This is a genomic window from Arthrobacter sp. TmtSoilC51, assembly GCF_055388015.1.
On the sequence record NZ_AP035877.1, the window covers coordinates 807,305 to 828,500 of the forward strand.

20 protein-coding genes and 1 riboswitch are annotated in these 21,196 nt (G+C 62.5%); of the genes, 7 read left to right on the forward strand and 13 right to left on the reverse strand.

Annotation, left to right across the window (positions count from 1 at the left end; genetic code table 11):
- Positions 1–4 precede the first annotated feature (4 nt).
- Positions 5–1,228, forward strand: a complete 1,224-nt coding sequence (locus tag ACZ5G6_RS03890) for a DNA glycosylase AlkZ-like family protein (RefSeq protein ID WP_498689538.1) — start codon at positions 5–7, stop codon at positions 1,226–1,228.
- Between the two features lie 41 nt (positions 1,229–1,269).
- Here ACZ5G6_RS03890 and ACZ5G6_RS03895 read toward each other — a convergent pair whose 3' ends face one another.
- Positions 1,270–1,650 (reverse strand): VOC family protein, encoded by a 381-nt coding sequence (locus tag ACZ5G6_RS03895; RefSeq protein ID WP_223935833.1) that lies wholly within the window; start codon positions 1,648–1,650, stop codon positions 1,270–1,272.
- Between the two features lie 22 nt (positions 1,651–1,672).
- On the reverse strand, positions 1,673–2,209 hold the full coding sequence (locus ACZ5G6_RS03900; protein WP_223935834.1) for a nucleoside deaminase: 537 nt from the start codon (positions 2,207–2,209) through the stop codon (positions 1,673–1,675).
- 23 nt (positions 2,210–2,232) lie between these two features.
- On the opposite strand from ACZ5G6_RS03900, the gene upp reads away from it, so the two are divergent.
- The 4 genes from upp to ACZ5G6_RS03920 all read left to right on the forward strand — a co-directional run bounded on the left by upp (position 2,233) and on the right by ACZ5G6_RS03920 (position 5,656).
- The gene (upp, locus tag ACZ5G6_RS03905) at positions 2,233–2,868 is read left to right on the forward strand and encodes a uracil phosphoribosyltransferase (protein ID WP_223935835.1); all 636 of its coding nucleotides are present in this window, start codon (positions 2,233–2,235) and stop codon (positions 2,866–2,868) included.
- Between the two features lie 197 nt (positions 2,869–3,065).
- Positions 3,066–3,443 carry a VOC family protein gene (locus ACZ5G6_RS03910; RefSeq protein WP_498689541.1) on the forward strand — a complete coding sequence of 126 codons (378 nt, stop codon included), beginning with the start codon at positions 3,066–3,068 and terminating at the stop codon, positions 3,441–3,443.
- Between the two features lie 45 nt (positions 3,444–3,488).
- Entirely contained in the window at positions 3,489–4,193 is a 705-nt protein-coding gene (locus ACZ5G6_RS03915) for an HAD-IA family hydrolase (RefSeq protein WP_223935837.1), read from the forward strand.
- Positions 4,194–4,264: 71 nt separating this feature from the next.
- Entirely contained in the window at positions 4,265–5,656 is a 1,392-nt protein-coding gene (locus tag ACZ5G6_RS03920; protein WP_498689544.1) for a pyridoxal phosphate-dependent decarboxylase family protein, read from the forward strand.
- Positions 5,657–5,659: 3 nt separating this feature from the next.
- Here ACZ5G6_RS03920 and ACZ5G6_RS03925 read toward each other — a convergent pair whose 3' ends face one another.
- The 10 genes from ACZ5G6_RS03925 to ACZ5G6_RS03970 form a co-directional block, all read right to left on the reverse strand.
- Positions 5,660–7,756 (reverse strand): hypothetical protein, encoded by a 2,097-nt coding sequence (locus ACZ5G6_RS03925; protein WP_498689545.1) that lies wholly within the window; start codon positions 7,754–7,756, stop codon positions 5,660–5,662.
- 68 nt (positions 7,757–7,824) lie between these two features.
- Complete coding sequence (locus ACZ5G6_RS03930) at positions 7,825–8,907, reverse strand: glycoside hydrolase family 130 protein (RefSeq protein WP_223935840.1); 1,083 nt, start codon at positions 8,905–8,907, stop codon at positions 7,825–7,827.
- Between the two features lie 6 nt (positions 8,908–8,913).
- Positions 8,914–9,855, reverse strand: coding sequence for a carbohydrate ABC transporter permease (locus tag ACZ5G6_RS03935; protein WP_498689547.1), 942 nt, complete (start codon positions 9,853–9,855; stop codon positions 8,914–8,916).
- Position 9,856: 1 nt separating this feature from the next.
- On the reverse strand, positions 9,857–10,813 hold the full coding sequence (locus tag ACZ5G6_RS03940; protein ID WP_498689549.1) for a carbohydrate ABC transporter permease: 957 nt from the start codon (positions 10,811–10,813) through the stop codon (positions 9,857–9,859).
- 11 nt (positions 10,814–10,824) lie between these two features.
- Positions 10,825–12,135 carry an extracellular solute-binding protein gene (locus ACZ5G6_RS03945; protein WP_223935841.1) on the reverse strand — a complete coding sequence of 437 codons (1,311 nt, stop codon included), beginning with the start codon at positions 12,133–12,135 and terminating at the stop codon, positions 10,825–10,827.
- A gap of 207 nt (positions 12,136–12,342) precedes the next feature.
- On the reverse strand, positions 12,343–13,362 hold the full coding sequence (locus ACZ5G6_RS03950) for a LacI family DNA-binding transcriptional regulator (RefSeq protein WP_498689550.1): 1,020 nt from the start codon (positions 13,360–13,362) through the stop codon (positions 12,343–12,345).
- Between the two features lie 125 nt (positions 13,363–13,487).
- Entirely contained in the window at positions 13,488–14,390 is a 903-nt protein-coding gene (locus ACZ5G6_RS03955) for a glycosyltransferase (RefSeq protein WP_498689552.1), read from the reverse strand.
- 225 nt (positions 14,391–14,615) lie between these two features.
- A complete protein-coding gene (locus tag ACZ5G6_RS03960) occupies positions 14,616–15,428 on the reverse strand; it encodes an aggregation-promoting factor C-terminal-like domain-containing protein (protein WP_223935844.1) in 813 nt (270 codons plus the stop codon).
- Positions 15,429–15,433: 5 nt separating this feature from the next.
- Positions 15,434–15,591, reverse strand: a riboswitch (cyclic di-AMP (ydaO/yuaA leader).
- A 135-nt stretch (positions 15,592–15,726) separates the two neighbouring features.
- Positions 15,727–17,220, reverse strand: coding sequence for a sensor histidine kinase (locus tag ACZ5G6_RS03965; protein ID WP_498689555.1), 1,494 nt, complete (start codon positions 17,218–17,220; stop codon positions 15,727–15,729).
- 3 nt (positions 17,221–17,223) lie between these two features.
- Positions 17,224–17,964: a response regulator transcription factor gene (locus tag ACZ5G6_RS03970; protein WP_223935846.1), complete on the reverse strand. Its 741-nt coding sequence runs from the start codon at positions 17,962–17,964 to the stop codon at positions 17,224–17,226.
- Between the two features lie 670 nt (positions 17,965–18,634).
- On the opposite strand from ACZ5G6_RS03970, the gene ACZ5G6_RS03975 reads away from it, so the two are divergent.
- Together ACZ5G6_RS03975 and ACZ5G6_RS03980 are read left to right on the forward strand one after the other, a co-directional pair.
- Positions 18,635–19,501 carry a winged helix-turn-helix domain-containing protein gene (locus ACZ5G6_RS03975; protein WP_223935847.1) on the forward strand — a complete coding sequence of 289 codons (867 nt, stop codon included), beginning with the start codon at positions 18,635–18,637 and terminating at the stop codon, positions 19,499–19,501.
- Positions 19,502–19,715: 214 nt separating this feature from the next.
- Entirely contained in the window at positions 19,716–20,240 is a 525-nt protein-coding gene (locus ACZ5G6_RS03980; RefSeq protein ID WP_223935848.1) for a SixA phosphatase family protein, read from the forward strand.
- Positions 20,241–20,253: 13 nt separating this feature from the next.
- On the opposite strand, the gene ACZ5G6_RS03985 is transcribed toward ACZ5G6_RS03980, so the two are convergent.
- Positions 20,254–21,174: a LysR family transcriptional regulator gene (locus tag ACZ5G6_RS03985; protein WP_498689557.1), complete on the reverse strand. Its 921-nt coding sequence runs from the start codon at positions 21,172–21,174 to the stop codon at positions 20,254–20,256.
- Positions 21,175–21,196 lie beyond the last annotated feature (22 nt).

Here is a 21,196-nt window from a genome sequence, read left to right on the forward strand (position 1 = left end):
GGCCATGACGCCCAAAGTCCAGACCATACCGGCCGCATCAACCCTCACTCCGGAACGCCTCCGGGCCTGGGCATGGCACAAACAGGGCCTCGACGGGTCACTGGCCGGAAAGACCTCCGAGGAAGTCCTGGACCATGCCGGATGGGCACGTTCGGTGGGCGGCGCCAACCCGTACCTGACGCTGTTTGCCCGGGCGGGGATCAGCCGCGAACAGGTGGACCGCGACGTCAAAGAACTGCGGATTCACGAACTCCCCACTGCCCGTGCCTGCACCTACGTCCTGGGCCAAGCCGACTTTGCATGGGGCCTGCAGGTAGGCAGGGATGCCGCCATCGCCCCGTTCAAAGTGCTGGCCAGGATGGGTGTTGACCGCGGCGAGATCACGTTGCTGGAAGACGAGATTGAGCACGCACTCAAAGAATCCAGCGATCCCCTGGACCCCAAACAGCTCAAGGATCTACTGGGTGATTCGGTCCGGAGCCTCGGGGAGGAAGGCAAGAAGAAGGGCGCCGCCACCACGCTGCCCACGGCCCTGGGACTTCTTCAGGCCGACGGCCGCATCCGCCGCGTCCCCATCAACGGCCGCCTCGATCAGCAGCGCTACGCCTACACGAATTGGGGCCTGCCGCCCAGCAAACTCGACGACGACGGCGCCCGCCGCCTCCTGCTCGAACGCTACTTACGCTGGACTGGCGGTGCGACGTTCAAGCAGAGCCAGTGGTTCACCGCGTTCACCGTGGCCCAGAGCAAAGCGGCGCTCGCCGCCGTCGGCGCCATGGAGGTGCCAACGGCGAGTGGCGATGTGCTGTGGATGCTGCCTGACGACGTCGAACGTTTGGCCGACTTCGAAGAGCCTGGAGACGAGCAGATCCACTTGTTGGCTGGCACGGACTCACTGGTCCTCCACAGGCGGAATTCGGCTGACATGTTCGCTGAGGAGGACAAAGGAAAGAAGGTCCTGGACACCACCCTTGCCCTTCAGGCCGACCTCCCGGATCATCCGATCCTGGACCGGGGCAGGATCATCGGCCTGTGGCAGTACGATCCCGCCAACGAACGCATTGCCGCATGGACCTTCGCGGCGCCCACTGCCGCGGTCAGTCGTCGAATCGGCGAAATCGAGGCCTGGATCCGGGACGAACTTGGCGACTTCAGGTCGTTCAGCCTGGACTCGCCGGCGTCCCGCCAGCTACGGATCGATGCCCTCAACGAGGCCGCTGGCCTCTAGGCACTTGGCCATCCAAGGCACTCAGCCAGAACCAAAGGCACTCAGCCAGAACCATACGGCCGGGTGATCGCTTCGAGAAAGTGGCCGTCCGGGTCACAGAAATAGATCCCGCGGCCGCCGTCGTTGTGGTTGATTTGCTGGGCTCGGGAGCGTGCGGGATCGGCCCAATAGGGGATGTGTTCGGCGGTAATCCTGAGGAAGATCGCATCGAACTCCTCCTCGCTGACAAGGAAGGCATAGTGTTGCGGCGCGATATCTCCGGCGGCCTCGAGGAAGTCCAGCGTGACGCCGTTCTCCAAGGGAACAGTGACGAAGGACCACATGGGCTGCGGCGCGGGAAGCCCAAGAATGCGGGCCAGGAACGCAGCGGACGCGTGCTTGTCCGTGGCGTAGACGATGGTGTGGTTGAAAGCGACTGTCATGGCTTGCTCCCTTATTGGCAGCTCAAGCGGGCGAGCGGTGCTCCGCTGCTGGTACCCGGTGCGTAGCGAAGAAGTCACGGAGGAGGGCCGCGCATTCTTCCTCGCGTACTCCGGCATAGACCTCCACCCAGTGGTTGAGGCGGCGCTCGCGGAGGATGTCGAACACAGAACCTGCTGCGCCGGCTTTCTCATCCCAAGCGCCGAAGACGACCCGGGGGATACGGGCCAGCACAACTGCTCCGGCACACATGGCACACGGTTCCAAGGTGACCACGAGCGTGCAGTCCTCAAGCCGCCAGCCATCGCCACCTTCGCCCAACTCGAGGGCATGGCGTTGCAGGGCTGCGGCAGCTTCCCTGATGGCGACAATCTCTGCGTGGGCGGTCGGATCCCCGTGCGCTTCCCGCTCGTTGCGACCAGTACCCAGCACACCGCCGTCGGGTCCTAAGACGACTGCGCCGATCGGCACGTCGTCCGTCTCCAACGCCAGCCGGGCTTCGTCCAAGGCAAGGCCCATCCAGGCCATGTGTTCTGCGTGATACGGCTCGTTGGCGCTCATATCTCAATGATAGTTTTGGACGCATGCGCACACTCGTCGTGGACCACCCGCTGGTCGCTCACAAGCTCACCGTTCTGCGGGATAAGAACACTCCTTCACCGGTCTTCCGGCAGTTGACTGAAGAACTCGTAACCCTGTTGGCCTATGAAGCCACCCGAGAGGTCAAGACGCAGCCCGTCGAGATCGAGACGCCTGTCACCAAGACCGTGGGCACGGCGTTCACCAAGCCCACTCCACTGGTGGTTCCCATCCTGCGCGCAGGCCTGGGCATGCTTGAAGGCATGACCAAGCTCGTTCCCACAGCCGAGGTCGGCTTCCTGGGCATGGCCCGGGACGAAGAAACGCTGGACATCATCACCTACGCCGAGCGCCTCCCCGAGAACCTCACCGGCCGGCAGATCTTCGTGCTGGACCCCATGCTGGCCACCGGCGGCACGCTGCGCGAAGCCATCAAGTTCCTGTTCAAGCGCGGCGCCTCGGACGTTACCTGCATCTGCCTGCTGGCAGCTCCGGAGGGCCTGGCCAAGCTGGAAGAGGAACTCAAAGACGCCAACGTGAAGGTGGTCCTCGCTTCGATCGACGAGAAGCTCAACGAGAAGTCCTACATCGTGCCGGGCCTCGGCGACGCCGGCGACCGCCTGTACGGTGTGGCCGGCTGACGCTCCCTTTTCTGCCTCGACGCTCCTGCCCAGTTAGCTAAGCCCGGTCCCGGAAAATCCGTGTTGGATCGCCGGATTTCCGGGACTGCCCGGTGCCGAAAACTCCTGCTACCGGTGGCAACTGGGCAGGAATGTCAGTTCTCCCGGGAACGATTGCCCCCTACCGGTTTCGTGGGTCCCCGGATAGCCTGTGGCGCATGGACTGGAAACTTGAACTGGTGTTTGTCCCTGTGTCCGACGTGGATCGCGCGAAGGATTTTTACGTCAACAAAGTTGGTTTCAACCCCGATTTCGATGAGCGTCCCATGGACGGCATCCGCTTTGTGCAGTTGACCCCGCCGGGTTCGGCCTGTTCCATCGCGATCGGCGAGGGGCTCAGCGATGCCCCTCCTGGAACAGCGCCATCCCTGCAAATGGTGGTGAGCGATATCAACAAGGCGCACGAGCAGCTCAAGGCGAACGGCGTCGAGGTCAGCGATATTGACGTCCAGGACTGGGGACACTTCGTCCATTTTGCGGACCCCGACGGCAATAAATGGGCGGTGCAATACATTCCGCATCGGCCCAACGGCTAAGTCACAGTTCGCCCCTACCCTTGCATGGTGCGGCAGGATGGATCCATGAGCCATCCTGCCGAACCGACTATGCCTGCCGAACGAGCCGAGCGGGCGCCAACCCTGACCGTCCGTGCTGTCCTCTTCGACATGGACGGAACACTGGTGGACTCTACGGCGATCGTGGAGCAGGTGTGGCTGGAGTTCGCCGAACGATACGGCCTTGATTACAACGAGATCCTGCGGACGTCCCACGGCGTGCAAGCGGGCGATACTGTGCGCCGCTATGCGCCGGCAGGTGCTGATTTTGAAGCTCTGACGGCCGAGCTGGGCGAAATGGAACGCACCAGAATCGATGGCGTGGTTGCCCTCCCGGGTGCCGAAGCCCTGCTTGCTGCGTTGCCTGACGACGCCATCGCGCTGGTCACGTCTGCCGACCGCATCCTTGCCGACATCCGCATGCAGGCTGCCGGACTTTCGATGCCGGCGACCGCGGTCACCGCCGAGGCTGTCACGCGCGGCAAGCCGCACCCGGAGGGCTACCTCAAAGCCGCGGCTCTGCTGGGCGCGGACCCGGCCGACGTCGTGGTTTTCGAAGATGCCCCCGCAGGCATCGCGGCGGCCCGTGCGGCCGGGATGCGGACCGTAGTGGTAGGCGACGCCGGTGGCGAGCTTGGGCCCGGCATGTGGCGTATCCCGGACTACTCCGCAGTCACCGTCACTGCTGTGAAGGACGACGACGGCGGTCACCTCATCAGCTTCACGCTATAGCTCTGGTTAGCCTCTTTAGCCCCGGCAGGACCCGACTGTTCCAACCGGTGAACCGGGAGTAGGCTGTGCGCATGTCTGCGTTGCCGGAGGCGTATGGTGCTGCACTGGAACGGGCCATGGCCCACGCTACCCACTGGCTAGCATCCGTACCCGAGCGGGCAGTCCGTCCTGAATTCGACGCCGATCAAGTCGCCGCGACCCTTCTTCCGCGCCTCCCCGATGGTCCTACGGACGCGGCGGACGTAGTTGATGAACTCGCCGCGCTGGCCGAACCGGGATTGATGGCGATCCAGTCGGGACGGTTCTACGGCTGGGTCATGGGCGGAACCCTGCCAGCTGCCATGGCCGCTGATTGGCTGGTCACCGCGTGGGACCAGAACGCCGGACTTCGATTTGCGACGCCAGCCGCCGCTGCCATTGAGGAGTCGGCTGCAGCGTGGCTGCTGGACCTGTTGCACCTTCCCGAAGGGTCCGACGTCGGATTCACCACGGGGGCGACCACCGCCAACTTCGCGGGGCTGGCTGCCGGGCGGCAATACCTGATGGATGAAGCCGGGTGGGACCTCGCGGACCTGGGCTTGACGGGGGCGCCGCGGATCACCACGTTTGCTGGCCGGGAAAGGCACGCGGCAGTGGACCTTGCCCTGCGGTATCTGGGGCTGGGAGCCTGCGTTCCCGTGGACACGGACGATCAAGGCAGGATCCTGCCGGAGGCCCTCGCGGACGCCATGGACGAGCAACCCGGACGTTCCCTCGTGTGCCTGCAGGCCGGCAACCTGCATTCAGGTGCGTTCGATCCGATGTCTGAAGCAATCGCGGTAGCCCATGACCGCGAGGCCTGGGTCCACGTGGATGGGGCGTTTGGGTTGTGGGCCGCGGTCAGCCCACACCTGCGGGAGCGGTTGGCCGGAGTGGAGGCGGCCGATTCATGGGCCACCGATGCCCACAAGACGCTGAACGTTCCGTACGACTGTGGCTTGGCCATTGTCTCCCGACCGGAAGCTCTGAGACGCGCCTTCAGCATCCATACGAGCTACCTCATTGCAACGGAGACCGGACTGGGCGATCCGTTCGACAAGGTCCCGGAATTGTCCCGCCGTGCCCGCGGTATTCCGGTCTGGGCGGCCCTCCGGCAGTTGGGCCGCTCAGGAACAATCGAGATGGTGGAAGGACTGGCCGCCAACGCCCGCGCCTTGGCTGAGGGTCTGTCCGGCATTCCGGGAGTGGAGATCCTCAACGAGGTCGTATTCACCCAAGTCTCCGTCAGCTTCGGCAGCGATGAGCGTACCCGCCGCATCACGCAGCGTCTCATGGCCGAGGGCGCAGTGTGGATGTCAGGTTCCGCCTGGAGAGGCCGGGACATCCTGCGGATCTCCGTGAGCAACTGGTCCACGGATGCCGACGACGTCGCCCGGTCGGTGGACGCTGTGCGGCGTGCGGTGGAGGCGGAACCGGAAGGATAGCCCCTACTTCCGCACCAACTGGACCATGGTGAAACCACCGGGCGCAACGGTCACGCGGCCGGAACGGTCCTCTCCAATGCTTGCCTGGGCCGGGCGAATAGCCTTACCGGACGCGTCGTAGGCCTGTTGTCGGAGCGTAAAGCCGCGGGGCACATCTACCTTGCGCACCCTGGTGTCTGCGGCGGCGCTTATGTACAGCGTGGAGGTTCCCGCGGCTCCAGTGACGGAGACGGCAGAGATGATGGGCTGGATGAGCAGGGCATCGATGACGACAGTACCTGTACTCTTGCCGAGGAAGTTGCCTGCTCCCGCCGGCAGTGCACGTTCCAGCGAGAGTGGGGACAGCTTGCCCGCTGCTTCCGTGATGCCCTGCGCGCCGGCCTCGCCGTTGGCAGTAGTGCCCAGCAGCGTCCGATTGGCAGACCAACCCGTAGTCCCCGAAGGCGTGATGCCCTGATTGACGATCGGGTAGACGGCCCGCTCCTGGTCCGCAGCCGGTAACTGGAAGCCCAGCGACGCCCCAGCCTCCAGCGTTACGTAGGCACCGCCGGAATAGTTGGCTTCGCCCGTCCATGCGGAGGTGGGCTTGACCACTGAACCTGAGCCACCGATTGTGCCGGATTCGGCTTCGACGACGCTTAGCCCGTTGGTGCTGACAGTCTTGTTGATGCCGAGTGCCTTCGCCTTCAGCGCCGGATCGGCGTCCAGGGCAAGCATGGTGAGCAGGGCGTGGATAGTGGATTCAGCGCCCGAGTTCGGGTTGACGCGGCCGTCGCGTTCAATGCCGTCGACGGCGGTACCGGTGGCCGGGTTGTAGGCGGGAGCGTTGCTGCGGTTGGCTCCGAAGAACCAGCCGGCGGTGATCGCTGCCACCTCCAGCAGCCCGGGTGCGTTGCCTGCCTTGGCTGTTGCCACGAGGCTTTGCACGCGGGAATCCACGCCATAAGCGATCTGTGCTTCGCCCGGCGTCGGACTCCAAGCGTTGTCCGGGCCACCGGCGGCTAGCAGCTGCGGGGTGAACTGTGCGGCATCCCGAACGGCAGACGTCAGTAGGTCGTCCCGGTCGAGGACCGGCGAGGCAGTGGCGACGGCGGCCGGCGCCATGCCGCCCCAGGCGTGCCAGAGCGTCTGGGACTTGTTCCACGGCATGATCGCACCGAATGGCCATTGGCCGACAGAGCCTGACATCCCAGCGATGCCTTCAGTTAGCTGGGTCAGTGCAGTATTGGCAAGCATGTCATCCGGCACGGCTTTTGCATATGCGGCGAGCCCCAACACGGCCTCCGCCGAAGCGTCTGCGCCACCGGCGATCAACCAGGCCGGGACCCTGGTGCCGTCGGCCACGTCGTAGCTGCCGTATTTGGCCAAGGATTGCTTTTTTAGGGACTCGACGGCCAAATGCAGCCGATCCTGCAAGAAAGAAGCGAACTGGGGGTCGGCGGTCTTGAAGGCTGCATACCCCTCGCCGAGGGCCCAGACAGTACGGGCGAGCCAGTATGACTCGGCGGAATCGGAAGGATCCGGCAACTCAATGGGCGAGGCGCTGGGGGTCAGTGTTCCGTCCGGCTGTTGCCACAGCACTACGTTTCCCGCGTGGGGGCCGGTGGTGGTTTGCAGAAAAGTCAAAGAACGCAGTGTTTGGAAAGCATGTTCTCGGCTCGCTTCCCGTCCGGTCTGCTGCCAATGGCGCAGGTAGACCACGGCGGTCCGGGCGATGTCGTCCGCGTTATACGCGCCTTGGCTCCAGTGTCCGGTGGCCGGGTCCAGGGATCCGCCACCAACGCGCCGGAAGCTCCCGTCCGCGTTCTTGTCCGCATAGGTCCAGGGGGCCTGCGCGCTCGGCTGCGCCTCCAGTTCGTAGGTAGTGTGCCCTTCCAGGGCCGCGAGCGGAACCGTTTCCAGCAGGAAATCCAGATGGGACAGGTTGGTAAGCGGCTCAGTCACTGTCGCGTCCGATGTTGCCGTCGGTGCAACAAGGGGCGCCTCTACCGGCGCAGCGGCGGCAGGTCCGGTCCCGACACCCACCACGAGCAATGACATCGCCGCAGCGAGAGCCGCGGGCTTGGCGAGCAGCTTCGAACGGACAGGTGTTTTGGTCATGTCTTCTCCTGGTTTGGGTAGGGTGGGGGCGATCATGGCCGAGGCTTGATGCCCCGGCCACGGCACCGTCAGACTCGATCGAGCCTGGCGACGCCAATCTTTGAATCAGCCATGCCGTAGAACACAAACAGCTGGTCGCCAATCTTTTCGATCGCGGTGGGGAAGACTACGTTGGGCACGATGCCGGAGATTTCGTCCTCGGTTTCGGGGGCAAGGAGCGGCTTGTCGCTGCGGGCGATGACGAGGGAGGGATCATCGGCATCCAGGATCATGGCCGCTGCGGAATAGTTGACGTTTTGCTGTTGTCCAAAAGCCGAGGCAACGATCTTGCCGGTCACTCCATGGTGGATGAGCAACCAGCCCTCTTCCACGCGGATTGGCGCCGGCCCGCCGCCGATCTTGAGCTCCTCGAAGGGATACTCACTCAGGGCAACAAGCTTGTGCTTGCCCATGTGGACCAGGTTCCTGAGGTCTTTCTGGACGTCTTCCACAGCCACATACGAGATCCAGATTCCGGGCCGCTTGTCCGTGAGTCCGGCGGGCACATGCTCGCCTTCGCCTTCCCGGATCCAGCCGAGGTCCCACATTGGCCGGTGCAGCATGGCATAGGACGCCACGCCGTCGGGGTCGTTGACCGGCTCAGGGAAGAACACGGCGTCCTTGTTCGGGAACAGGTTCAGGTCCATGGACAGCTCGGCTTTGTACTCGAAGAAACACGGACCCATGCGTTCCCAGTTGCGCAGGTCCTCGGAATGGGCGAACGCCAGGCGGGGACCCAAAGGCCCGTAGGCCACGTATGTCATCAAGTGCTTGCCCAGCGAGGGCACCCACGTTGTGCGGGGGTCCTCTGTGCCTGCGTTGTTCAGGCCCCGTTCCCATCCTTCGTCGGGGGCCATCACGACGCCCTGGCGTTCGACGCCGGTGGGGACGCCGTCGTCGCCAATGACCACTTTGGCGAGGCCCACACGGGAGACATTTCCCTTCGCGACCAAGCGGGGTAGAAGGTAAAGCTCGCCGTCCGGGCCGCGGCCACTGGCAGGGTTGAGCACCCCCTCCGCTTCGAAATCATTGCCGTCCTCCGGCGTCATGATGACGCCGGCACGAGTGAGGGCGAACGGGACAGTTGGCAGTGCTGATTGAGTGGAAGTCATAAGAAGTTAGCCCTTTACGCTTGAACCGATGTTGCTGGAAATGAATTGGCGTTGGAAGAAAATGAAAAGCGCGATGGCAGGGGCCGCGAGGACGCAGGCACCGGCCAGGATGGCGCCGAACGGGTTTGAAGCTGTCGCGGCGATGTTGGAGATGTAGTTGGCCAGGGAAACGGCCAGTGGCTGGATAGCCTGGTCCTTTGTCACCAGGAATGGCCACAGGAACTCGTTCCACGGACCGATGAACGTCAAGAGGACCGCTGTGACGATTGCCGGCCGGACAAGCGGAATGGCGATCTGCCACAGGATCCTAAGCTCAGACGCGCCGTCGATCCTCGCTGCTTCAAACAGCGTTGACGGCAACTGCATGAAGTACTGGCGGAACACGAATACGGCAGTTGAGTTGATGGCGAACGGCAGGATCATGCCCAAATAGCTGTCAGCCAGCCCGTAATCGCGCACGATCATGACGTACAGCGGGATCAGCAGCAGCTGGAACGGGACCATCTGCACCAGGAGCATCATTGCGAACACCACACCGCGACCCCGGAACTGCATCTGCGCGAGCGCATAGCCAACCAGCAACCCAAACACCACGGTGAAGAAAATGACGCCGCCCGTGAAGATGCCGGAATTGGCCAATCCACGCAGCAGATCGATTGACCCGTTGATGCTGCTGTAGTTCTCGACTGTGAGGTTTGCCGGATTGGGGAATGCGCCGGCCACAGAAGTATCCGGCGAGCCCTGCAACGAGCCAATGAGCATGTAGTAGAAGGGAAAGAGGAATACGAAGGCGCCGATGGCCAGAAGCACAAAGCTTCCCACGCCGAGGTTCCGGTGCTTTTCCACAGAGGAGTTTTCCGGAGCGACGTTTTCCGGAACTGACACTGACGGACCAAGCCGCCGGCCGTCGTCGTCGTTTGTTCGGTTGCTGGCGCTGACTACCGACATGTCAGGCCTCCTTCCCGCCCACAAGGCGTTTCTGGATCAGGGCAATCAGCAACACACCGATCACCAACACCACCCCCAGCGCAGCGGCGACATCCGGATTGCCCTGCAGGATGCCCTTTTGGTACATGAGGAACACCGGCGAGGTGGATGCGCCATCCGGCCCGCCGCCACCGGTGAGGAGGTACGGCTCAGTGAAGAGGTTTGCGCCAGTAATAGTGGCCAAAAGGGTGACGAGCACGCTGGCCGCGCGCACGCCCGGAACAGTGACGTTCCAGAACTGAACCCACTTGTTGGCACCATCCACAGAGGCGGACTCGTACAGTTCATCCGGGATGTTCTGGAGCGCGGCGAGGTAGAGCAGGATGAAGAAGCCCAGCTGTTTCCACGTCACGTACAGCGCCACGGTGGGCATCGCGAGCCAGGAGTTGACCAACCACGACGGGTTCGGAGCCAGCGGTCCCATGAGGGAGTTCACCAGGCCGTTCTGCTGAAACAGGAAGAGCCAGACTCCGACAACGGCTACGCTCGCCGTGACGTATGGGACGTAGTAGCTGACCCTGAAGAAAGTCTTCAGCCTGGTGACCCGGTTCAAGGCGTTGGCCAGCACGAGGGATAAGCCCACGGTGAGTGGAACGTTGATGGCCAGGAACACTCCGATGTTGGCGAACGATCGCTGGACAGCGGGGTCGGACAAGATGGTGACGTAGTTCTCCAAGCCCACAAAGGGACGTTCCACGGGTACACCGGGGGCCGTGAAGAAGAAATCGTGGAAGGAAATGTAGACGGCGTACCCCAAGGGGTAAGCCAGTACCGCCAGGATGAAGATGACGTATGGTGCGCTGAACAACAATCCCAGCGGCTGAGGGCCAAAGATGCACTTTGGCCTCAGCCGCCGGAAGACTGTTCTCCCGTCGGCTTTCCGTGTTGCGGATGTGCTTTCGGAGGAGGCGAGTGGCATGGGGGCCACGGCTACTTTTGGGCTGCCAGTTGGTTGATCTTCTCTGCCGCGCCCTTGAACGAGGTGTCAATGCTCTCGTTGCCGAAGATCACTGACTTGGCGTAGGCGGTGCGGAAGGTGGACCAGATTTCTACCGAGTTGGCCACGTTGGGGACCTCCACGGTGTGCGCGGCCTGCTCGGCAAACCGCTCATAGGCAGGGTTTTTCGCGAAGTAGTCAGGGTAGGTTGCCGTCAAGTCCTTGCGCATGGGCATCTGACCGCTAACGGCCAGCAGCTTGCCGTCCTGTTCCTGGCTGGTGGCGAATTTCATGACCTCCCAGGCCGTGCCTTGGTTCTTGCAGGCTGAGTACATTGCCACATTCTTGGCGTCGGAGAAAGTGTAACCGTCAGCCTGGGCCTTGGAACCTGGGATTGGTGCGGTACCCCAGTTGACCTTGCCTTTGTAGTAGTTGATGGCCCAGGGCCCTGCCATGGCGATGGCCGCTTTACCCTCGCCGAAGGAATCACCTTGGTAGACCTCGCTTGAGGCCAGTTTTTCCTTATAGAGGGTCTCAAACATGCCGGCAACCTGCTTACCTGATTCGTTGTCGAAGGTGGCTTTACCGTCCTTCACCAATGGGGTGCCCCCGGAATTGGCGGCGTAGAACGGGTAGAAATCGAACCAGGATTGGAAGAAGTCGCTTGCCGGGGACGGCCAGACGGCATTGGCTACTGATCCGGACTTGACCAGAGTGCGGGCGGTGTCCAGGAACTCGTCCTGTGTGGCCAGCTTAGGGTTTTCCGGGTCCAGCCCGGCCTTCTGGAAAATGTCCTTGTTATAGAAGAGGACCACGGGGTTGGACTTCCACGGCAACTGGTACATCTTGCCATCGGTTGACTTGTATTGCTCTGCCAGGTCTCCTATGCGCTCCTTGATGTACTGCGCGGCGTCGGGGAACTTGTCCAGTGCCACCAGTCCGCCTTGTTTCTGGAATTGCGGCACTGCCACCGGGGCGGTGTTGAAGACCAGGCACGGCGCATTGCCCGCTGTGATGGCCGCTCCGATGACTTCCTCGGAGGACTTTCCGGCCGGGATTTCCTGGGCGTCGATTTTTTCGTCGGGGTGGGCGGAATTCCACGACTCCACCATGGCCTTGCCCCACTTCACCTCGAACTCGTTGTTTGAGTACCAGATCTTGATGGGGCCTTTGGCCGCGGTTGCAGCGTCAGCGGTGGTGGTGGTGCTGCCGCTTCCTCCGCCGCCGCAAGCCGCCAGCGTGGCACCCAATACTGCCATCGCAGCCATGGACACGATTCGTGTCGAAGTAAGTCCGTGCTTCATTGCAACTCCTCATTGAAGGTAATTGATGCGTGGTGGAGCGTTGGTACTTGTGATGGTCCGTTGCGGCGGTCATGACGGCGGTCATGGCGCAGGACACGGGAATGCATGGCCACGCGCTGTCACCCATGGGTGGCAGCAGCGAGGCGCGTTACAGCGGCATTGCTGGAACTTCTTTGTTGATCCGGCTGGCCTGGCCTGGTCGGTCAGTCAGTCAGCCGGGCTGACTGGGCCGGTAGAGCCACGGATAAGCAGCCGTGGGGCTTGCAAGAGAATGTCTTCGGCGGGGGTTCCGTTGAGCCGGTTGAGCAGCAGCTGTGCTGCCGTCTGCCCCCACAAAAGCGGATCGGTCGAGATGGTGGTCAGCGGGGGGTTCAAGTACTGCGTGATCTCGGTGTTGTCGTAGCCAGTGGCGGACAAGTCTTCCGGCACATTGAATCCTCGCGTTTGGGCAAGTGATTGTCCGGCGATGGCCATGAGGTCGTTGGCGTAAACGATGGCCGTGGGCCGGTTCGGGCGGCTGAGTAAAGATTCTGTGGCGGCTGCTCCGCCTGCTGCCGTGAAATCGGCCTCGATAAACAGGTCCGTTCCGAGTCCAGCTGATTCGAGCGTTCGTGCCCACGCGCCGTGGCGGCTTCGGCTGTGGACGTAGGGCTGGGGCCCGCCCACGTGGGCGATTCGAGTATGTCCCAGAGAGATCAGGTGCTTGACGGCGGACGTGATGCCATCGGTATCGTCCATGCAGACCGCGGGGAAAGGTGAGCGCGTGTCCGGCCGATTGAGTGTGACAGCGGGCAGTTCCAGCTCGCCGAGCAGGGCGATGCGGGAATCGTTGTTCCGCATGTCGGTGAGGATGACGCCGTCCACGCGACCATCCTCTACGAGCTTTCTGTAGCTTTTCTCTTCTGCCTCGGGGCCGGAAGCGATGGACAGGACCAACGTGTATTCATGCCGGACCAGGGTGGTTTCGATGCCAGCTATGAAGGCCGGAAAGAAGGGGTCCGTGCTGAGCAGTTTCGCATCACGTGCCACCACGAGTCCCAAGGCATAAGCCTTGGAGGAGGACAGTCCCTTGGCCCGGAGACTTGGTTTCCAGCCCAGTTCCTTGGCAACTTGGAGGATCCGCGTCCGCGTGCCTTCGCTGACGCCCGGCTGGCCATTCAGCGCGTAGGAAACAGCACCCTTGCTCACGCCTGCTGCATTCGCGACGTCGTTGATGGTAACGGCCATGACTCCCCAATTTACGAGCAGTGATCCCGATCACTTGACCGGTTCAGTTGTTGGTAAGTAAACCGGTTCAGTTGACCTATGTCAAGCAGGATGAGGCGGGGCTTATTGCACGCTGGTGCGACGTGTCACTTCGGAACTGGGCAACGACGCGGGCAAGGGCCACGCTCCAGTGTTGCCCGGAGTTCCGCGATGGGGATGCGCCCCGTCACGAGATCGCGCGCCAGGCGCGCGATACCCCGCAGGTCAGCCGCAGCGGTCCGTACGACGTCGATATTTGGGTCGGGATTGTCGGTCCAGTCGACGGGGACTTCGTGAATGCGCAGGCCGCAGCGCTCAGCGATAACCAGGAGTTCGGTATCGAAAAACCACGAGTCGTCCCTAACGTGCGGCAGGATCCGATGGGCTACATCCGCGCGGATGGCTTTGAAACCGCACTGGGCGTCGGAGAATCGGGCGCCCAAGACCAGATGCAGCAGGATGTTGTAGCCGCGGGAAACCAAGGTGCTTCGGCGACCACCAATCGCATTGGAAGTCCGGGCTAGCCGTGTGCCAATGGCAAGATCCGAATGCCCGGAAATTACTGGTGCCAGCAGGGGAGCCACCGCGGCAAGGTCGATGGACATGCCAGCTTCGACGTAGGCCAGCACAGGTGAGGGTGAATGGAGCCAGACATGGCGGAGCGCATTTCCCCGCCCTCGTTCCTGGAAGCGCAGGACCTTCAGGCCCGGGAGTTCGCGGGCCAGCCGTTCGGCAATTCTCAATGTGGTGTCAGTACTGGCGTTGTCGGCCACAGTGATCTGGAAACTGTGAGGCAACGAGTCCACGAGATGCGCGTGCAGCCGGCGCAGGCTCCACTCGATGTGGCCTTCCTCGTTGAAGACGGGAACCGCGACGTCAAGGACGGGAACTGTTCCCCGGATGTTCACGGGAGACCGCCGCGACCGCTGTTGAGGCACGGCTGAAGCACCACAGTGCCCAGCGTGTGCAGCGTGCTGCACTGCGTTGCCGGCTGGATCTATGAGCGTCATGCATCCAGCATGCGGCCAAGGATTATGAGGGCTTTAGGCAGCCGCTGTGATGCGACTGTGAAACGTGGAAAGCCTTCAAACGGGGAAACGGCCTGAACCGCGAAAACCGCCCCGGTTCCTGCCGGTCGCTTCAAAAAACACTGCGAACGGCGGAAATGGGGCGGCAATCAGGCCCTGCACGATTGAGCCCGCTGGGGTGGGCTCAAGCCTGCTTCAGGGTTTGGCTTAGTACCAGTTGTTGGCCAAGTGGAAGGCAAGGGCGGCCGAGGGGGAGCCGTAGCGTTCCTTGATGTAGTTCAGGCCCCACTTGATCTGGGTCTGGTAGTTGGTCTCCCAGTCAGCGCCGGCAGTCGCCATCTTGGAAGCCGGCAATGACTGCACGATTCCGTAGGCGCCACTGGAGGCGTTGGTCGCGGTGGTCCGCCAGTTGGATTCCTTCTCCCACAGCGTGTTCAGCGCAGTCATTTCGCCCGGACCCCAGCCGTAGTTGGCGAGGATGCTGGCGGCGTACGCCTTGGCAGCTGCGGGATCGTCCACTGCCTTGGGGGCAGCTGCGGCGGCTGCGGCTGCAGCAGCGGCGGCATCTGCAGCCTGCTTGGCGGCTGCGTCAGCGGCAGCCTTCTCGGCGGCGGCTTGTGCGGCCGCTGCCTGGTCCGCGGCAGCCTTCTCAGCGGCGGCCTTCTCGGCGGCGGCTTGTGCGGCCGCTGCCTGGTCTGCGGCGGCCCTATCGGCGGCGCCCTTCTTGGCGGCAGCATCCAAGGAAGCTGAGATTTCCGCTGATTTGTTGCTGACCTGGGCGGTAGCCTGCGTCTCGGACGCCTGGCTCGTTTCCGGGAGGTTGAACGCAGCGTTTGCGGCCTGGCCGAGCGAGGCGACGCCCAAGGCGGCGGCAACGACTCCTGCAACAACGGACATCCGCTGCCCCGTCTTGCCGCGGCGTGCAGCGTTCTTCAGAACGGTTTGCGACTTGGTCAGGGGAGCATTGTGTTCGTCACGGTGACGCGCGGAAGGGCGCGTCTGATCGTTGAATTCAGACATGTGTGATTACCTCTCAGCGCCTGCGGAGTTAGCTGTCGGGTTCGGATGAGGTCATCCGGCCGCGCGCGTAGCTGCGGCTTCACCCCAAGGGCAAGGAAAATACTGTGCCCGGAGACTCTGGGTCCCCCGTCTCTGCCTCGAATGAGAACGGAACTCCGGGAAGTGGCAGAGCTCGGCGCATCCCGGGTGTGGGGCCAGTTAGGGGCGACCCACCCTTTCGACGGTACAGGAGGTTTCGGCTTAAGTCACATTTAGGTAACAGAGATCACGATCACGGCGCGTCATGTTGCCCGATTCGTTATGCGCGTTCGTTTGAAACTGAGGGGAGCCGGAGGGCGAACTCAGTGCGTCCCGGCTTGGACGTAACTTCCACGCTTCCGCCGTGCGCTTGAACGATCGATTCGACAATGGACAAGCCCAATCCGGAGGTCCCCTCAGAGCCCGATCTTGCGGCGTCAGCCCGGGCAAATCGCGAGAAAATACGGCCTTGGAATTCGGGCGGAATGCCAGGCCCATCGTCAGTGACGGTGACCACCGCACTACCGTCAGCAGAGAGCATGACGCCTGTGACCACCGTGGTGCCGGGATCTGTGTGCTTGCGTGCGTTGGACAGCAGATTGGCCAACACCTGATGCAGTTGGGTTGCGTCACCGCGCACCGTAATCGGTTCGTCAGGGAGCTGGAGCTTCCAGATATGGTCCGGTGCCATCACCTTTTCGTCGCTGACGGTCTCGATCACCAGCTGCGTCAGGTCCACATCCGTGACCTTCAACGGCTGGCCTTCGTCCAGGCGCGCCAACAGCAGCAGGTCCTCCACTAGCGTGGTCATCCGTTCCGATTGGCTCTGGACGCGTGCCAAGGATTTTCGTCCATCGTCGGTGAAGTTCTCGGTCATGCGTAGCAACTCTGTGTAGCCGCGGATGGCGGTCAGCGGCGTCCGGAGTTCGTGGGACGCGTCGGCCACAAATTGTCGGACCTTGGTTTCGCTTTCCTGCCGGGCTGCCAGCGCCCTGGCAACGTTGTTGAGCATTTGGTTCAAAGCGTGGCCAACGCTGCCCACTTCCGTTCCCGGATGGGAGGCCGACGGCGGTACGCGCACCGCAAGTGCCACGTCACCGGCGTCGAGGGGCAGCCGCGAGACTTTCGTCGCGACTTCCGAAAGCTGCTCCAGGGGCCGCATGGTCCTACGGATAATGACGGTACCCGCGAGGCCGATCAGTACCAGGCCGCCAAGAGAAACAAACACCATGGTCCATACCAGCGATGCCTCGGCGTTTTGCTTGTCAGCCAACGGCAGTCCCGTCACGATCACGTCGCCGTAGGCGGTTTCAACGGCCACCAGCCGGTAGTCGCCATTGGACAATGAGCGGTCCACAGGCAGATTGCCGCGGGGGAGTGACAGCAGGACCTGCTTGTCTTCGGCCGACAGTGCGGCGCGCCGGCCGTTGGCATCTATGAGGCCCGAGTTGATGACGGTGGAACCATCGATCCTCGCGTTGAGGGTCCCGGCACCTTGGCCGCGGGCCTCCAGGGGATCTGGCCGGCCGCTTGAAGGAAAGTTCGACGGCGGCCTGCCGAAGTCATTCGCGCGGCTGGACGCCTGCTCCAACTGCTTATCGAGTTGCTTGTTGAAGTACATGTCCATGGAGGCATAGCTGACCACCCCGACTGCACCGCAAATCGCCACCAGCAATGCCATTGCCACCAGGACCAGTCGCGTGCGCAGATGCCAGGTTGAGGGATTGAACCAGCTCCGCTGGGTCTTGCGGGCTACTTCTGAAAGGGTGGACAAGGTTCAGTCCGCAGGCTTGATGACGTAGCCGGCCCCGCGGATGGTGTGGATCATCGGGGGGTGGTTGGCTTCGATTTTCTTGCGCAGGTAGGAAATGTACAGTTCCACGATGTTGGCCTGCCCGCCGAAGTCGTAGTCCCAGACGCGGTCCAGGATCTGTGCCTTGCTGACCACGCGCTTGGGGTTCTCCATGAGGTAACGAAGCAGCTCAAACTGCGTTGCCGTGAGCTGGATGTCCTCGCCGGCGCGGGAAACTTCGCGTGTATCCACGTTCAGGGTGAGATCGCCCACCACCAGTTCGGCGGTGTCCATGGCGGCTACGCCTGATCGTTGGACGAGCCTGTGCAGGCGCAGGAGGACTTCCTCCATGCTGAAGGGCTTGGTGACGTAGTCGTCGCCGCCGGCGGCAAGGCCTACGATGCGGTCCTGGACAGCATCCTTGGCTGTGAGGAACAGCGCAGGTACTTCGGGCGCGAAGGCGCGTATCCGGTTGAGGACCTCCACACCGTCAAATCCCGGAAGCATGACATCCAGCACCAGCACGTCAGGGCGGAAGTCCTTGGCAATCTTCACGGCTTCTGGTCCGTCGGCAGCTACCGCCACGGACCAGCCTGCCATGCGCAAACCCATGCTCATGAGTTCGGCAAGGCTGGGTTCGTCGTCCACTACCAGGGCGCGGATTGGGGAGCCGTCCGGGTGGGAGAGCTGGGGAAGGTTGTTGGTCATGGAGTGCGAGGAGGCCATGTGACAACTCTCCATTCTGCTGGTTTGCCGAGGCTTTGGCAGTCCTGTGAGGACGCTGTGAGATCAACACTAGCTACGTGGGAGTTAGGTGGCAGGAGTTCGTGGACCCTGGACAGGCCCGTACACGCTGTTTCTACGGCTTGTAGCAGATTTTGGAGCAAAAATTCGAGATCGGACCGGCTTGCGATTGGACAGCAAGTGTTTCAGATCTTGAGATTCCGTCCTTCTGTGCCGAATGGGAATCGGGGAGGACATCATGCCTTATCGGCCGAAGAAAATTCACCATATACCGAATATTTCTCGTCGAGACCGAATGAAATGACGTTCATTTTCAACGAGGGAAGAATTGTGATCTGCGGCACAATAGACCCTCTTGTCTCAAAATGTGGACGGTTTGGCGCTTTGTTACTTGCGTGTTGCCATTGTTACGTTGCACACTTCCAATGTGAACAAGAACTCAACAGCACCTGCAGCCGCAGCAATCTGGTCCAGCACACCCGCTGGCGACGAGACCCGCTGTTGTCGAATGCAAGCCTAACTTTCCACCCCAAAGAAGTTTCAGGCATTCGCCCCCTAGCCCAGCGTTGGGCGCCCTTCCCCAAACTCATTGCGGGGACAACCAGCATTCGAAGCCGCGATGACGGCTATTCACTTTTGAGGTAATCACTCCATGTCAGTTGCATCCGGTTACGTCCACATCTCAGTCCGAAACGCCAACAAGGCCGCTTCAAACGCAGGGCTCCGCCCCGGCTTCGGCAACCGTCCCGGGTACGCCCCGGCCACCCAGGGCAACGGCCAGCAGGCCCCCGGCTACGTGCCCCAGGGTTACAACCCCAACTCCTACGGCCAGTTGCGGGCAGTTCCCACCAACGAGCCAGCACCCATGACGGCGCCCACTCCCGTCATTGCGCAGTCTGACCGCCTCCGCCCCGTCGCCAACGACAACGTGGCCCGCGGCTTCGTGCTCTACATGGGCATCGACGAAGAGACAGCAGCAGCGGCTGGTACGTCCATCGCCAAGCTTGCCCAGGAAATCCGGGCCTATGCCCAGTCCCTCGTCACCGGCGCAGAGAGCTACGCTGCAGTCGCCGTTGCACCGGCCGGGGCACCCGGGTCCGCACTCGACGTCGTGCGTTCCACCTTCGGTGACCCCACGGTCGCAGCCCGCCAGCGCACCGAGGCTGCGCGCCCGGCACCGCAGCAGGAAGCCCGCCCCTCCGGCGTGCTGATCGACCTCGCCCGCCGCGAAGTCCACCTCGACGGTGAGTCGCTGAACCTGACGTTCAAGGAATTCGAGCTCCTCAACTACCTCGTCGAAAACGGTACCCGCACGGTTGGCCGCGACGAGCTGCTTGAGGGCCTGTGGCGCAACGCCGAAGAAGTGCCCAACGAGCGCACCATCGACGTCCACATCCGCCGCCTCCGCTCCAAGCTGGGCCGCCTTGCCAACACCGTGCGCACCGTACGTGGCCAGGGCTACCGCTTCTACGAGCACCCTGAGGTCATCGTCTGGGCCGCTCCGGAATACTCGATCTAAGCTACTGCTGCAGCCGAAAGGCGGCATATCCCTCTGCGCCTGCGCTCGTGCCTCCCCTCCGCCTCCCTGCCCTCGCAAGCTCGGTCAGGGAACCCGGGCGGAGTGGGCCCAGCAACAACGGCGCTATCGGGACATGCCGCCTTTCTGCTTTTGTAGTGCTCCCGTGAGTATTGGCCTCCGCCGCGGATAAGGTTTGCCGCTATAGGGTTGGTTCATGAGTGACCATCACATCAGGCGCCTTGTGATCATGCGGCATGCCAAAGCGGATTGGCCCATGGGGGTTCCGGACCATGAACGTCCCCTCGAGGAACGCGGACACCGTGAGGCCCCACTGGCCGGAAGATGGTTGCTCAAGCATGGCGTCGTTCCAGACTTCATTCTGTGCTCGTCTGCGCTGAGGACCCGCCAAACCTGCACGTGGGTGTGCGATGAGTTGGGAGACAAGGCGCCGACGCCCAAGCTCGAGGACGGCCTGTACGCCGCCTCGGCAAACCGGATGTTGACCGTGATCAACCACGTCCCGGACACCGTCACCACCTTGATGGTTATCTCGCACATGCCTGGCGTCCAGGACCTGGCCATGCACCTCGCTTCGCGCGATTCGGACCATGATGCCTATATGGATGCCGCCACACGGTTCCCAACCAGTGCTTTGACAGTGATGGAGACTGACAAGCCATGGGCGGAGCTGGATGGGCAGGACGCCCGTCTGACGCACTTCAAAGTGCCGCGCAAGTAGCTACGCCCGTTGCTCAGCCCCTGACGGGCAGTTCGTGCTCGGCCGCCACTTCGCGCAGCAGGCGGACTGCATGCCGGATATTGGGGCTGGCGGTCATGGTTTTTCTGTACACGATTCCCACCGCTCGCTGCTGGATGGGGTTGACGACCGGCACGGCAACGACGCCCGGTGGCAGGGGCGGCCTGCCCAGCCGAGGCACCAGCGCTACGGCCACGGACTGCTCCACCATGGCGATATGGGTGGAGAAGTCGGGATCGTAGACACGGATATCTGGGACCCGCCCCAGCCCGGCGAAGATCTGCAGGAGGGCTTCGTTGCAGATGGCGCCAGCCGGTGTACTGACCCAAATTTCGTCCAGCAGGTCTTCACGCTCGACGACGGTCCGTCCAGCAAGTTCGTGGCTGCTGTTAACGAGGACGTCGGCCTGGTCCAGGCAAAGGTCTTCATGCACCAGGTTCTCAGGAATGACAAGCGGCACGGAGTTCCAGTTGTGTACTACGGCAAGCTCAGCCTCGCCTGATGCAACCCGCTGCACGGCTTCACGCGGGTCCTCCGCCAGCACGCTGATTTCAAGTTCTGAATCCGTGGTGCCAATACGTCCGAGCATGGGCCCCACCAAACCGCGGCAGGCCGTTGAGAATGCCACGAGCCGCAGGAGCCCGGAAGGCTTGGCGGGATCGGCGAGGAGTGTTGCCTGCAGCTCCTCGAGTTCGCCCATGATCCGCCGTCCGTAGCCGGCGAGGGCAAGGCCCCTTTCGGTAAGGAGTACGCCGCGGCCGTTGCGTTCCAGCACGGTCACCCCGGTTTGCTTCTCCAACTTCTTGATCTGCTGTGAAACCGCCGATGGACTGTAGCCCATCACATCGGAGGCAGCCACTACCGATCCGTGCTGTTCCACGGCTACTAGGGCCCGCAAGGCTGAAATATCGATCATGAAGTAAATCTACTTGGTTTCA